This is a genomic window from Streptomyces sp. CA-288835 (genome assembly GCF_050936385.1).
Taxonomy (GTDB): domain Bacteria; phylum Actinomycetota; class Actinomycetes; order Streptomycetales; family Streptomycetaceae; genus Streptomyces.
In genome coordinates, this window is sequence record NZ_JBNJMW010000001.1 from 8,062,696 (window position 1) to 8,075,195 (window position 12,500).

The 12,500-nt window shown below is 67.9% G+C and carries 15 protein-coding genes; 10 read left to right on the forward strand and 5 right to left on the reverse strand.

Going from position 1 to position 12,500, the window contains the following annotated elements:
• Positions 1-165: 165 nt before the first annotated feature.
• From ACQEVY_RS36425 to ACQEVY_RS36440, 4 genes are all read right to left on the reverse strand, one after another.
• The gene (locus ACQEVY_RS36425) at positions 166-810 is read right to left on the reverse strand and encodes a GNAT family N-acetyltransferase (RefSeq protein WP_432953783.1); all 645 of its coding nucleotides are present in this window, start codon (positions 808-810) and stop codon (positions 166-168) included.
• 35 nt (positions 811-845) lie between these two features.
• Positions 846-1,460, reverse strand: coding sequence for a dihydrofolate reductase family protein (locus tag ACQEVY_RS36430; protein WP_432955591.1), 615 nt, complete (start codon positions 1,458-1,460; stop codon positions 846-848).
• An 86-nt stretch (positions 1,461-1,546) separates the two neighbouring features.
• The gene (locus ACQEVY_RS36435; RefSeq protein ID WP_432953785.1) at positions 1,547-1,897 is read right to left on the reverse strand and encodes a hypothetical protein; all 351 of its coding nucleotides are present in this window, start codon (positions 1,895-1,897) and stop codon (positions 1,547-1,549) included.
• 243 nt (positions 1,898-2,140) lie between these two features.
• Positions 2,141-2,650: a DinB family protein gene (locus ACQEVY_RS36440; protein WP_432953786.1), complete on the reverse strand. Its 510-nt coding sequence runs from the start codon at positions 2,648-2,650 to the stop codon at positions 2,141-2,143.
• Between the two features lie 158 nt (positions 2,651-2,808).
• Between ACQEVY_RS36440 and ACQEVY_RS36445 the strand changes: the two genes are divergently transcribed.
• The 4 genes from ACQEVY_RS36445 (at position 2,809) to ACQEVY_RS36460 (ending at position 5,063) form a co-directional block, all read left to right on the forward strand.
• Positions 2,809-3,315 (forward strand): DUF6624 domain-containing protein, encoded by a 507-nt coding sequence (locus tag ACQEVY_RS36445; protein WP_432953788.1) that lies wholly within the window; start codon positions 2,809-2,811, stop codon positions 3,313-3,315.
• A 196-nt stretch (positions 3,316-3,511) separates the two neighbouring features.
• On the forward strand, positions 3,512-3,808 hold the full coding sequence (locus ACQEVY_RS36450; protein WP_432953789.1) for a hypothetical protein: 297 nt from the start codon (positions 3,512-3,514) through the stop codon (positions 3,806-3,808).
• A gap of 219 nt (positions 3,809-4,027) precedes the next feature.
• Complete coding sequence (locus ACQEVY_RS36455; protein ID WP_432953791.1) at positions 4,028-4,474, forward strand: hypothetical protein; 447 nt, start codon at positions 4,028-4,030, stop codon at positions 4,472-4,474.
• A gap of 31 nt (positions 4,475-4,505) precedes the next feature.
• The gene (locus ACQEVY_RS36460) at positions 4,506-5,063 is read left to right on the forward strand and encodes a hypothetical protein (protein WP_432953792.1); all 558 of its coding nucleotides are present in this window, start codon (positions 4,506-4,508) and stop codon (positions 5,061-5,063) included.
• Between the two features lie 26 nt (positions 5,064-5,089).
• Here ACQEVY_RS36460 and ACQEVY_RS36465 read toward each other — a convergent pair whose 3' ends face one another.
• Complete coding sequence (locus ACQEVY_RS36465; protein WP_432953794.1) at positions 5,090-6,058, reverse strand: NAD(P)-dependent alcohol dehydrogenase; 969 nt, start codon at positions 6,056-6,058, stop codon at positions 5,090-5,092.
• Positions 6,059-6,278: 220 nt separating this feature from the next.
• Here ACQEVY_RS36465 and ACQEVY_RS36470 point away from each other — a divergent pair, with 220 nt between their 5' ends.
• The 6 genes from ACQEVY_RS36470 (at position 6,279) to ACQEVY_RS36495 (ending at position 12,497) form a co-directional block, all read left to right on the forward strand.
• Complete coding sequence (locus ACQEVY_RS36470) at positions 6,279-6,878, forward strand: TIGR03086 family metal-binding protein (RefSeq protein WP_432953795.1); 600 nt, start codon at positions 6,279-6,281, stop codon at positions 6,876-6,878.
• Positions 6,879-7,223: 345 nt separating this feature from the next.
• Positions 7,224-7,880, forward strand: coding sequence for a GntR family transcriptional regulator (locus tag ACQEVY_RS36475; RefSeq protein ID WP_328772513.1), 657 nt, complete (start codon positions 7,224-7,226; stop codon positions 7,878-7,880).
• The gene (locus ACQEVY_RS36480; RefSeq protein ID WP_432953796.1) at positions 7,877-8,788 is read left to right on the forward strand and encodes a dihydrodipicolinate synthase family protein; all 912 of its coding nucleotides are present in this window, start codon (positions 7,877-7,879) and stop codon (positions 8,786-8,788) included. Before ACQEVY_RS36475 ends, ACQEVY_RS36480 begins: the two co-directional genes overlap by 4 nt.
• On the forward strand, positions 8,785-10,545 hold the full coding sequence (gene araD, locus ACQEVY_RS36485) for an L-arabinonate dehydratase (protein WP_432953798.1): 1,761 nt from the start codon (positions 8,785-8,787) through the stop codon (positions 10,543-10,545). Before ACQEVY_RS36480 ends, araD begins: the two co-directional genes overlap by 4 nt.
• A gap of 123 nt (positions 10,546-10,668) precedes the next feature.
• Positions 10,669-11,604, forward strand: a complete 936-nt coding sequence (locus tag ACQEVY_RS36490) for a carbohydrate ABC transporter permease (RefSeq protein WP_432953800.1) — start codon at positions 10,669-10,671, stop codon at positions 11,602-11,604.
• A 17-nt stretch (positions 11,605-11,621) separates the two neighbouring features.
• Positions 11,622-12,497 (forward strand): carbohydrate ABC transporter permease, encoded by an 876-nt coding sequence (locus ACQEVY_RS36495; protein ID WP_328774355.1) that lies wholly within the window; start codon positions 11,622-11,624, stop codon positions 12,495-12,497.
• The last annotated feature ends 3 nt before the right edge of the window (positions 12,498-12,500 follow it).

The following is a 12,500-nucleotide window of genomic DNA, read 5'->3' on the forward strand; positions in this document are numbered from 1 at the left end:
ACCAGTTCGACCAGGCCGGCGCCGTGGTCGACCGCTGCTTCACCATCATCTTTGGAGACTCGGGCTTAGGCCGACAGGCCCTGATCACCCCTCATGGTTCCGATAAGTCCTGTGTGGAAGTGGCGAAACAAGGTCAATGACGTGTGCTCGTGCCCTCTGCCGGCGTTACGAGCCGCGGCGCTGCGTCGGCGATGTTCCTGCGCTCGACACCTGCTCGAGATCCAGCATCATGTCGATCGATAGCGAACCGTCCGTTCCGACGAAGGAACCGACTGGCTGGAAGCCGTTCTTCTCGTAATAGCGAATGGCGCGGGGGTTGTCGGCGAGGACGCCGCCCCACAGGATGATCCTCGTTCTGCCGAGCCGCCGTGCGACGTCCGCGATGAGTGGGAAGGCCAGCGTCCCCACCCCTCGCCCCTGGTAGTCATCGGCCAGGGTGGGACCGAAACGGCAGTCGGTCGTCTCGGTGAGGCGGATGCCCGCTTCCTGATAGCGCGCGATATCCGCAGGGGTGAGAGCAAGGCTGAGTTCGAGGAGACCCACGATCCTGCCGGACGGCACTTCCTCCAGTACCAGCCTGAGCTTGTCGTAACGCGCTATCGCGTCACACAACTCCCGTGCCGCCGCGAGGTCATACCCGGCGTATGTACTGAGCCGCCTCGATTCGGGTGACAGGCCCTCGAGGAAACCGGCCAGGCGCTCGGCATCGGTGTGCGTGAGAGTACGGAAGACGACCTCCGTACCGTCACGTAGGTCCAGACGGCGCTTCAGGACATGCGGATCCTCGGCGACCTCCGTCAGCGTGAGCACCCTGGCGACTCCTCACCGCTCGACTTCGTGCCGGGTCACTCTACGAAGCGGTACTTCAGATGGGTGGCCAGGGGCGTGTCGACCACCCTGATCGGCTCGAGGGTTCGCCGCCCGGCGCCCAGCCCCTCGAAGAGCCGCAGGCCCGCTCCGAGTAGCGCCGGCACCACGTGCAGTTGCAGCTCGTCGATGAGCCCCTCCCTGAGGTTCTGCTGCACCGTGCTCGCCCCGCCCGCGATGTCGACGTTCCTGTCGCCGGCGGCGGCCTTCGCCTGGTCGAGGGCGCTGTGGATGCCGTCGGTGATGAAGGTGAAGGTGGTGCCGCCTTCCTTGACCAGGGTCGGCCGGGGGCGGTGGGTGAGCACGAAGACCGGGGTGCGGAAGGGTGGGTTGTCGCCCCAGAACTCCTCGCCGGTGTCGTACATCATCCGCCCCATGACCACGGCTCCGGTGGCATCGAACCACTCGCGCATCAGCTCGGAGTCGCGGTTCTCCTCCCCGCCGGTCATGCCCTGGCGCTCCCGCCAGCTCGCCAGGTTATGGATCCACTCGAAGAGCGGCTCGGCGCCGTCGCCTCCCGGGTTGTCGAGAGTGACGTTGGGGCCGGCGATGTAGCCGTCGAGGGAGATGGCCAGATCCGCGGTTACGGTCACGGTCACGATGGGGCGCTCCTGGAGTCCTGGGATGTGGTGCCTTCACTCTCCCGTCGATCGGGAAGCGCCGCATTCGACACCCCTGGCTAGTCAAAGCCGGGCGGGACCCGGTCCTGCGGCTCGGCAGCCATGTCCGCTGCCGTGTCCTCCGCCTGCGCCTTGCTGGCCACAGCCGGATCGGTCGAGTCCGAGACCAGCTCCGCGAGACGAAAGGTGCAGCGCCACTTCGTCGTTGCCCCCTTGATCACCACAAAGTACGACTCGCGGTCGGCGAATCGGTACACCCGGCGCCACTTCTCCTGGATCCCAGGATTCGGCAGATACGTCTGGGCGGCGACGCGGAGCTCCTCCAGTGCCTGATCCTTCGTGATCTCCGCCCCGCGGTTGAGCTCGTGCTGGTAGTCACCCCACTGAACGATCACGATGCACTTGCCCATGCTCGCCGCCTCCCGGCACCCGCGTCAGTCGCGCCCGGAACCGCCGCCGGACCACCCTGCGCGCTCGCTCCGTGGTCAGAATCCTGGCGAGTCAGCCGCACGGTGGGTAGAGCGGGTCCGCATCCGCAGCGAGAGAGCCCTCCGCTCGGGCGGCCGCCCCACCCTCACCACCGCGGCCTGAGCCGCCCACCCCGGTGAACCTTCCCGGTCAAGGCATCAGCGAGATCGGTGGCTCCTGCGGACTCAGGCGCCCACCGTCCCGTCGACACCCTCACGCAGAAAGTCCGCGTGCCCGTTGTGACGGCCGTACTCCAGGAGCACGTGCACCATCACCATCCGCAGCGACACCTCCTCGCCCCACCTCGGCTGATACCCGGCCAGGTCCAGGGACTCGGCCTCCCGCTCGATACGACGCGAGTTCTCCACCTCGGCCTGCCAGGCCCCGAACGCCTCGACTCTCGTCGAAGCACTCGCGTCGTACGCCGCCTGAAAGTCGACCTTGTCCGACCACACCATGGGCGCGTCGTTGTCCTCGAACACCCGCCGGAACCAGGCCCGCTCCACCTCCGCCATGTGCCGCACCAGCCCGAGCAACGACAGCGTGGACGGCGGCATCGACTGCCGCCGCAACTCCTCGTCGCAAAGCCCTTCGCACTTCATGGCGAGGGTCGCGCGGTGATAGTCGAGGAAGGCCCGCAACATGTCGCGTTCGCTGCCAAATTTGGGCGGTCCTATGCGGTTGTCGCTGGTCACCGACCGTGCTCCTCATCCGTGGCTGCACGATGTAGATCCATTATCCCGGTGCGCGGAGGGGCCTGTCACCGTTCTTCGGAATGATCTTTACGCCTGAATTGTGCCTTTAGGGTTGCGGGCGACGAGCACAACGCGCTGATCTGATCAGGGAGTTGAGAGTGGTGCACGACGTTGCCGCGCTGGCCGTGGAGCTCGCGGACATGGCCGCGGCGGATCACCAGTCCGCAGTCCTCGCGAACAGCGACGACCCTGCCGAGCAGTTGGCCTGGCGGCGGCTGACCGCGCAGCACGGTGATCGGCTCGGCGAGATCATGGAGGAGTATGGCTGGCCGACGGAGGAACTGGTCGGCGAGGAGGCCGCGCGTGCAGCGTGGCTGATCGCCCAGCACGCCGACCGGCAGCTCGAAGTTCAGCGACGCGCTCTCCAGTTGATGGAGCAGGCGGTGGCGGCAGGCTCGGGCAGCCCGCGCGAGCTGGCCTTTCTGCGCGACCGCACGCTGGTCAACGAGGGCCGCAAGCAGATCTACGGCACTCAGATCGCCGGAGTGAAGGACGGGGCACCGGTGCCGTGGCCGTGTGAAGAGCCGGAGCGCATGGACGAACTCCGTGCAGAAGTCGGCATCGAGCCCTTCGACGAGTACGTTGCCAAGTTCGCGAGGGCCTGACGCCCCGTCCCACGATTGCGTCACCCACTACCACGTATCAGCAGGTCAGAGTGTGGGACATCCCAGATGGCACCAAACGGGGGGATCTTTGTGGCGGTCGGTGTCCGAGCCTCGGCACAGTCGGAGCATCGCGTCGGGCGGCGTACTCCACTCCGTGTCGCCCCGGCACTCCGAACGCCAGAAAGGAAACCGCATCATGAAGCTCCACAAGAGCGCCGCACTCGGCCTCCTCGCCACCGCGGTTGTGGGCAGCGGCCTCGCCATGGCTCCCACGGCCACGGCGGCCGAGGCCGGCACGGCTCCGGCCTGCGTCAAGCGGGACGTCATCAAGCATGAGAAGTACGTGAAGGTCACCAACACCTGCGGTCGGGCGATGCACCTGAAGGTCGTCATCGACTGGGGTTCCGACTCTCCCTGTCTCACGTACCAGCACGGTGAGCAGTGGGAGTGGAACTGGGGCCGGGGTTCGTACGGCAAGGTCGTCACCTGCTGAACCGCTGACCGATACGGATCGCCGCCGCCGCGGGAACGGGCGTCCGGAGCCATTGCGACTGGCTCCGGACGCCCGTCTGTTGGGAGCGCACGCGTCGGATCACCCCTCACGACGCCGATGAGTCCTGTGCGGCTGCCCAGCGCCGGGACCGGTCCCGGCGCTGGGCGCACATCATGGCTCGCGTGGGTCAGATCTCTGCGGAAGACCGGAGGGAATGTGATGGGGGTTGTGCGGGAGGGGACGCGGGCCGGCGCGTGGATCACCGGCTGGATCGTCTTTCTTGTCGTCGTGTACCTGATCGGCACGTTCGTCTTCGGTGGCGCCGGGTGGATCACCGCCCCGTTCCGTGGCAAGGCTCAGGAACGCGAGAACACCGTCGGGTCGGGCGAGTTCCGCCAGGGGACGTATGAGGAGTTCTTCGATCTGTGTGAGGCGGCACAGAACGCGGAGGCATCCATCCAGGCGCTGAAGCAGGAGCGAGAGAGCGCTTCGGATGTCCGGAAGAGCCAGATCGACCAGTCCATCACGGCCTTGAAGGTGACACGGATCGAGTCCATCAACGACTACAACGCGAAGGCCGCCCAGGAGCACCGCGCCCCCTTCCGAGACGAGGATCTGCCGTACCGCCTGGAAGCGGACGCCGACAGCACGACCTGCGCCTACTGATCTCCATCAACCAGGGAAGGGGCAGTACAGGATGAACAGGATCGCGCGAGTCGTTGCGGTGTCCGCGGCGGCGCTCACTCTGACGGTCGGGCTGGCCGCATGCGACGACTCCAGTCAGGACAAAGAGAACAAGGCCAAGCAGCAGAACTACGACCACCTCGTGGCGAACCAGCCCGCCGGGCGGATGAAGTACTCGCCGACCCGTGACGCCATCAACAAGTGGGTCAAGACCTGGGGCAAGCCGGGCAAGCTGAGTTACGTCTACATCCAGAACGCCAAGGGCGAATACGGGTACTTCATCATGAAGGGCCTGCCGGTCGCGGGCTGCGCGATGCTCACGCCGACCGAGCGGGTGGACTCCTCGGGGCAGGGCAAGGTGGTCGTGCAGCAGCCGGGCATGGACGGCGTGTACTCGGAGGGCTCGATGTGCCATGCCTATTACGGCTTCGACGCCACGACCGGCGCGTACATGGAGTTCACGGTCGGGACCAACCAGTCGTTCTTCCTGTTCGACAAGCCCATGACGATGCCGGAGTTCGCCGATGCCGAACAGTTGGGGCCCAGCTCGGTGAAGGACGTCAAGGACTGACGTCCGGGGCGACTCTGATCGGGCCGTCAGACGGTGACCACCAGCTTCCCCCGAGGATGCCCCGACTCCAGATGCCGGATGGCAGCCGCCGCCTCGGCAAGCGGATACGTGCGGTCGACAACCGGAGTGATCTGGCCCTTCTCGGCGAGGTCCTTGAGGGTCAGCAGGTCCTCGCGGCGGGCGATGGAGATCAGATTGCGGAGGTTCTGGCTGATGAAGGGGGAGAGGAGGACCGCGCGGAGTTCGCGGCTCATGCCGCCGAAGAAGCCGGTGCCACCCTCGCCGCCGACGATGACCAGGGTGCCGCGGGGGGTGAGGGCGCGGCGGAGGACGGGCAGGGGGCGGAGGCCCGCGTTGTCGATGATGATGTCGTAGCGGTGGGGGGTGTCGGTGATGTCCTCGTGGGTGTAGTCGAGGATGTGAGCGGCGCCCTGGGAGCGGACGTAGTCCGCGCTCCCGGGGCCGCAGACGCCGGTGACTTCGGCGCCGTACATCGTGGCCAGCTGGACGGCGTACGTTCCTACGCCGCCGGAGGCGCCGATGACCAGGACTCGCTGGCCGGGCGTCGGGCGGGCCTTGCCGCTGAGGGCCTGGAGGGCGGTCATGCCCGAGACGGGGAGGGCGGCGGCCTCTTCGAAGGTGAGGTTCGCGGGCTTGTGGGCGAGCTTTGCGGCCTTGGCGCGCGCGTACTCGGCGTACGAGCCCTCGCAGTTGCCGAAGACCTCGTCGCCCGGCTTGAAGTCGGTCACCTTCGCGCCGACCGCCTCCACGCGTCCGGCGCCGTCCCAGCCCCGTACGGGATTCTTGGGCTTACGGACCCCCAGGGCGACCCGCGCTACATAGGGCCGGCCCGTCATGAGGTGCCACACCTCGGGGCCGACGCCAGCCGCGCGTACCGAGACGAGTACTTCGTCGGCGCCGGGGACGGGGCGGTCGATGTCGCGCAGTCGCAGCAGGTCCGCTGATCCGTACGCATCCTGAACGATCGCCTTCATGGCGCGGCTCCCCTTCGCAGTCCCGGACACCGAGCGCCCGGATATTTCGAGGATCCCGGCAGGTCGGAGGCTTGACCAGCTCCCTGAGCATGACCTCGGGAGCGGGAGCGATGACTTTTCGTACGGCCGACGGTCTACATGACAGGGCTGCTAGTCGGACCACAACCCGGCGACCAACCACGTGACCCCGTGAGCCCGTGAGTCAGAAGAGGAGCCGAGCATGGCTGGTACGACATCGACAACGCTTGACCTGGGGCCGCAGGCCCTGATCGTGGCGCGCCTCGCGGAGGCCGTGCGCGAGGAGCAGCTGGACGCTCCGACGCCCTGTCCGGAGTACGCCGTACGCAATCTCCTGGGCCACCTGGTCGGGCTCGCCCGTGCCTTCCGGGACGCCGGCCGGAAGGACCTGGGGCCGACCACGGACACGGACCCCGGCTCCTCCCTGCCGGACGTCACGCCCGACTGGCGCACCGAACTCCCCACCCTCCTCACTGAACTCGCCGAGGCCTGGCGCGACCCGGCCGCCTGGACCGGCGAGACCCGCGCGGGCGGCGTCGACCTCCCTGGCGAGATCGCGGGCCTCGTCGCCACCAACGAACTCGTCATCCATGGCTGGGACTTGGCCCGCGCCACCGGCCAGACGTACGCCCCCGACCCCGCGGCCCTCCAGACGTCGCACGACTTCCTCGCCCCCGCGGCCGGCGACCCGGACAGCTCCGAAATCTTCGGCCCGCCCGTCCCCGTACCGGATGAGGCCCCTCTGCTGGACCGAACGATCGGCCTGAGCGGCCGCGACCCGAGTTGGGCGGCAAAGGCCTGAGCGTTCGAGCCGGGCGGCAAGGGCCTGAGCCTCCGACCTGCACCGCAAGGGCCTGAGCCTCCGACCTGCACCGCAAGCGCCTGAACGAAGGGTCCCGCACCCTCCGGAACAAAAGATTCCGCACGCCTGCCCCGACCCCGCCCCCGAAATCTCTTGCGCGTCGACGCGAACAACTTCTGTCAGAAGCGTTGACGAATCATCAGCGCCCTCCTACCTTCAACGCGTCGTACTTCGTACGTCATATATGAGACGCGATACGCGAGATCAGATACGCGAGATACCCGCGCGGTCCGATCCCGTGATCCGACGACACGTGAAGTGATCGATGAGATCCGAGAGGCGCGCATGACCTCTGTGCCCACCCCGATTCCGTCCCGCACGCAGTACGTGCTGGAGGGGATCAAACACCGCATCCTCACCGGGCAGTTGACGCCCGGTCAGGCCCTGGTCGAGACGGAGCTGGCCGCACAGTTCGGGGTGTCCAAGACCCCGGTGCGGGAGGCGCTGAAGACCCTGGCCGGTACGGGGCTCGTCGTGATGAACCAGTACAAGGGCGTCACGGTGCGCATGGTGGACGCGGACATGGCGCGCGAGGTGTACGACGTGCGGCTGCTCCTGGAGCCGGAGGCACTGCGCCGCTCTGTGCAGCGTGGCGCCTCCCTCGACACGGCGCGCGACGCGCTGGAACGCGCGGACGCCGCCACCGACACCGCCCAACGCTCCCTGGCCAACCGGGAGTTCCACCGCGCCCTGTACGTCCCCTGCGGCAACCCGCTGCTCGGCCGGATGCTCGACGAGGTGCGCGACCAGGCCGCCCTGGTCTCCGCGGTCGCCTGGGCCGCCAACCCCTCCTGGGAGCGGGAGGCGGGCGAGCACCGGGAGATCCTGCGGCTCGCCCTCGAGGGCGACTCGGACGGCGCGGCCCGCGCCCTGCACTCGCACATCGCGTCGTTCGTGCAACGGGCCTTCCCCGAGGCCCCGGGAGAGGGTGAGCAGCAGTGAGCAGCGCGACGTTCGAGACGGAGCGGGCGGCGCTGGCCGATGTGGTGGCGATCCCGGTGACCCCGTTCGCCGAGGACGGCTCCGTCGACCAGGACAGCCACCGCGCCCTGCTCGGCCGCCTGCTCGAGGGCGGCGTACACACGCTCACGCCGAACGGCAACACCGGCGAGTTCTACGCGCTGAGCCCTGAAGAACGCCGCTTAGTCACGGAGTTGACCATCGACGAGGCGGGCGAGCGGGCCGTCATCGTGGTGGGCGTCGGGCACGATGTGCCGACCGCCGTCGCCTCCGCGCGGCACGCCCGCGACCGCGGGGCACAGATGGTGATGGTCCATCAGCCGGTGCATCCTTACGTCGCGCAGGCCGGCTGGGTCGACTACCACCGGGCCATCGCCGAAGCCGTCCCCGAGCTGGGCGTCGTCCCGTACATCCGCAACGCCCAACTTCTCGGCGCCCGACTCGCCGAACTCGCCGACCACTGCCCGAACGTCATCGGCGTGAAGTACGCCGTCCCGGACGCGGCCCGCTTCGCCGCCTTCGCACGGGACGCGGGACTGGAGCGCTTCGTCTGGGTCGCCGGTCTCGCCGAGCCGTACGCGCCCTCGTACTTCTCGGCGGGCGCGACCGGCTTCACCTCAGGTCTTGTGAACGTCGCCCCGTCCGTTTCGCTGAACATGATCGAAGCGCTTCGATCCGGCGACTACGCGGCTGCCATGAAGGTGTGGGAGCAGATCCGCCGCTTCGAGGAACTGCGCGCCGCCCACGGCTCCGCCAACAACGTGACCGTGGTCAAGGAGGCCCTGGCCTCGCTGGGCCTGTGCCGTCGCGACGTCCGGCCGCCGAGCCACCTGCTGCCCGAGCCGGAGCGCGCCGAAGTCGCCGCCATCGCCGCGGGGTGGTCCATATGACCGACACCGAACCACAGACCGGATCGGGCGAACCAGCGGGCAGCGCAAGGAAGTTGCGCAGCCACCAGTGGTACGGGACCGAAGGCCTGAGGTCCTTCAGCCACCGCGCCCGCACCCGCCAGCTCGGCTACCTCCCCGAGGAGCACCTGGGCAAGCCGGTCATCGCGATCCTCAACACGTGGAGCGACATCAACCCCTGCCACGTACATCTGCGTGATCGCGCCCAGGCGGTCAAGCGCGGAGTGTGGCAGGCCGGAGGCTTCCCCCTCGAATTCCCGGTCTCCACCCTCTCCGAGACCTTCCAGAAGCCGACCCCGATGCTCTACCGCAACATGCTCGCGATGGAGACCGAGGAGTTGCTGCGGTCGTATCCGGTGGACGGGGCCGTGCTGATGGGCGGCTGCGACAAGTCCACGCCCGCCCTGCTCATGGGCGCCGCGTCCGTCGATCTGCCGGCCGTCTTCGTGCCCGCCGGGCCGATGCTGCCGGGCCACTGGCGCAACGAAGTCCTGGGCTCCGGCACCGACATGTGGAAGTACTGGGACGACAAGCGGGCCGGGCTCATCGGCGACTGCGAGATGACCGAACTGGAGAGCGGACTCGCCCGCTCGCCCGGCCACTGCATGACCATGGGTACGGCGTCGACGCTGACGGCCGCCGCCGAAGCCCTCGGTGTCACCGTGCCGGGCGCGTCCAGCATCCCGGCCGTCGACTCCGGGCACGACCGGATGGCCGCGGCCTCCGGCCTGAGGATCGTCGAACTCGTCCGCAAGGACCGGAGGTTGTCCGACCTCCTCACCCAGGAGGCCTTCGACGACGCCGTGACGACCGTCCTGGGGCTCGGCGGTTCCACCAACGCCGTCATCCATCTGATCGCCATGGCCGGGCGGGCCGGCGTACGGCTCACGCTGGACGACTTCGACCGGATCGCCCGTACGGTGCCGGTGCTGGCGAACGTACGGCCCGGCGGCCGGACGTACCTGATGGAGGACTTCCACTTCGCGGGCGGGCTGCCCGGCTTCCTTTCGCGGATCACCGAGCTGCTGCATCTGGACCGGCCGACGGTGTCCCACGACAGCATGCGCGAGCAGCTCGCAGCGGCTCAGGTGCACAACGACGACGTGATCCGCCCGCGCCACAACCCGGTCGCGGACGAGGGTGGGGTCGCGGTGCTGCGCGGCAACCTGTGCCCCGACGGCGCCGTCATCAAGCACATCGCCGCCGAGCCGCATCTGCTCAAGCACACCGGTCCCGCGGTCGTCTTCGACGACTACAAGACCATGCAGCGCACCATCAACGACCCGTCCCTCGACATCACCGCGGACAGCGTGCTGGTGCTGCGCAACTCCGGTCCCAAGGGCGGTCCGGGCATGCCCGAGTACGGCATGCTGCCCATCCCCGACCACCTGCTGAAGCAGGGCGTACGGGACATGGTGCGGATCTCCGACGCCCGGATGAGCGGCACCAGTTACGGCGCGTGTGTGCTGCACGTGGCGCCGGAGTCGTATATCGGCGGACCGCTCGCGCTCGTGCGGACCGGGGACAGCATCACCCTCGACGTCGAGGCGCGGACGCTCCAACTCAACGTGTCTGACGAGGAGTTGGAGCAGCGCAGGGCGACCTGGACGCCGCCGCCCGAGCGCTATGAGCGCGGCTACGGAGCGCTCTACAACGAACAGATCACCCAGGCCGACACCGGCTGCGACTTCGCCTTCCTGGCCAAGCCGGGCAAGGTGCCGGACCCGTACGCGGGCTGAGCGAACCACCGAAGCAACAGCGCACCAGCACAGCGCACCTGACGCACCAGCACAGGGCACCACGCGCACGGCACGAGCGAGCGCGCACAGCACCACCCGCACCCCCGAGAACGGAGAACAGTCATGGCCCAAGCCGCAGCCGTGGCGAAAAAGCCCGCGCCACCCCGGCGGCGCCGCGGCTCAGCCACGCCACGCAGGCTCCCGTATCTGCTGATCGCGCCGGCGGGACTGCTGATGCTCGGCTTCATCGCCTACCCGGTGCTGAGCGTCTTCTACTACAGCCTGCAGGACTACAACCCCACCAAGCCGTGGCGGAACGGCTACGCGGGCTTCGAGAACTTCGTGCACGCCTTCACGAAGGACCCGATCTTCTGGGACACGCTGATCTTCAGCGCCAAGTGGGTCTTCGTCGAGGTGGGCCTTCAGCTGATGTTCGGTCTGGCGCTCGCGCTGATCGTCAACCAGACCTTCGTGGGACGGTCGATCGGCCGGGCCATGGTGTTCTCGCCGTGGGCCGTGTCCGGTGTGCTGACCTCCGCGATCTGGGTGCTGCTCTACAACTCCCAGACGGGGATCACGCGTTACCTCGCGGACATGGGCATCGGTTCGTACGGTACGAGCTGGCTGTCCGACACATCGACCGTCTTCCCGGCAGCGGTGGTCGCCGATCTCTGGCGCGGCGTCCCCTTCTTCGCGATCCTCATCCTCGCCGACCTCCAGTCTGTCTCGAAGGACCTGTACGAGGCCGCCGAGGTCGACGGGGCCAGCCGCTTCAAGCAGTTCTGGCACATCACGCTGCCGCACCTGAAGGACGCCATCATCCTGTCCACGCTGCTGCGCGCGGTGTGGGAGTTCAACAACGTCGACCTGCTCTACACCCTCACCGGCGGCGGACCCGCGGGAGCCACGACGACACTCCCGCTCTATATCGCCAACACCAGCGTCGACGCCCACAACTTCGGCTACGCGTCGGCCCTGACCACCGTCGCGTTCGTGATTCTGCTCTTCTGCTCGATCGTCTATCTGCGGCTGAGCAAGTTCGGAGGTGACGACAAGTGAGCACCACACAGGCCACCATGACGGCGCCCGCTCCCCAGGACGAGGCTCCCGCACCACAGCGCCCGGCCAAGCGGCGCCGCGCCTGGGACGAAGTCCCGCGCTGGCAGATCTACTTCCCCCTCGGCGCCTATCTGCTCTTCACGCTCATCCCCTTCTACTGGATCCTCCTGTTCGCCCTGCGCGAGCCCGGCTCGACCTCGCTCGTGCCCTGGCCCATGACCTTCCAGCACTTCGAGAAGGTGTGGACGGAGCGCAGCTTCGGCACCTACTTCGAGAACAGCGTGTACGTCGGCATCGCCACCCTCGTGATGACCACGCTGGTCGCGCTCGCCGGCGGCTACGCCCTCGCCCGCTTCAACTTCAAGATCAAGCGTGCCTTCATGCTGGCGCTGCTCTGCTCCCAGTTCGTGCCGGGCGCCCTGCTGCTGGTTCCGCTGTTCCAGATCTTCGCCGAGCTCCAGATGATCAACTCGCTCGGCAGCGTCATCATCGCCGAGACCGTCTTCCAGCTCCCGCTGTCGATGATCCTGATCAGCGGCTTCATCCGGAACGTCCCGTACTCCCTCGAAGAGGCCGCCTGGGTCGACGGCTGCTCCCGCCTCACCGGCTTCCGGGTCATCGTCCTGCCGCTGCTGCGGCCCGGACTGATCGCCGTCGGTTCCTTCGCCTTCGTGCACTCCTGGAACCACTTCCTGTTCGCCCTGATGTTCCTCAGCAACCAGGACAAGCAGACGATCCCCGTCGGCCTCAACAGCCTGATGAGCGCCGACAGCGTCGACCTGGGCGCCCTCGCCGCGGGCGGCATCATCGCGGCCGTACCCGTCGTGATCGTCTTCGCCTTCATCCAGAAGTGGCTGATCACGGGCTTCAGCGCCGGGGCGGTGAAGGGATGAGAG

Coding starts and splice junctions, on each gene's coding strand:
- ACQEVY_RS36435 (WP_432953785.1), bottom strand. CDS start 1,897: ATGGGCAAGTGCATCGTGATCGTTCAGTGGGGTGACTACCAGCACGAG.
- ACQEVY_RS36450 (WP_432953789.1), top strand. CDS start 3,512: ATGAAGCTCCACAAGAGCGCCGCACTCGGCCTCCTCGCCACCGCGGTT.
- ACQEVY_RS36455 (WP_432953791.1), top strand. CDS start 4,028: ATGGGGGTTGTGCGGGAGGGGACGCGGGCCGGCGCGTGGATCACCGGC.
- ACQEVY_RS36460 (WP_432953792.1), top strand. CDS start 4,506: ATGAACAGGATCGCGCGAGTCGTTGCGGTGTCCGCGGCGGCGCTCACT.
- ACQEVY_RS36465 (WP_432953794.1), bottom strand. CDS start 6,058: ATGAAGGCGATCGTTCAGGATGCGTACGGATCAGCGGACCTGCTGCGA.
- ACQEVY_RS36470 (WP_432953795.1), top strand. CDS start 6,279: ATGGCTGGTACGACATCGACAACGCTTGACCTGGGGCCGCAGGCCCTG.
- ACQEVY_RS36475 (WP_328772513.1), top strand. CDS start 7,224: ATGACCTCTGTGCCCACCCCGATTCCGTCCCGCACGCAGTACGTGCTG.
- araD (WP_432953798.1), top strand. CDS start 8,785: ATGACCGACACCGAACCACAGACCGGATCGGGCGAACCAGCGGGCAGC.
- ACQEVY_RS36490 (WP_432953800.1), top strand. CDS start 10,669: ATGGCCCAAGCCGCAGCCGTGGCGAAAAAGCCCGCGCCACCCCGGCGG.
- ACQEVY_RS36495 (WP_328774355.1), top strand. CDS start 11,622: ATGACGGCGCCCGCTCCCCAGGACGAGGCTCCCGCACCACAGCGCCCG.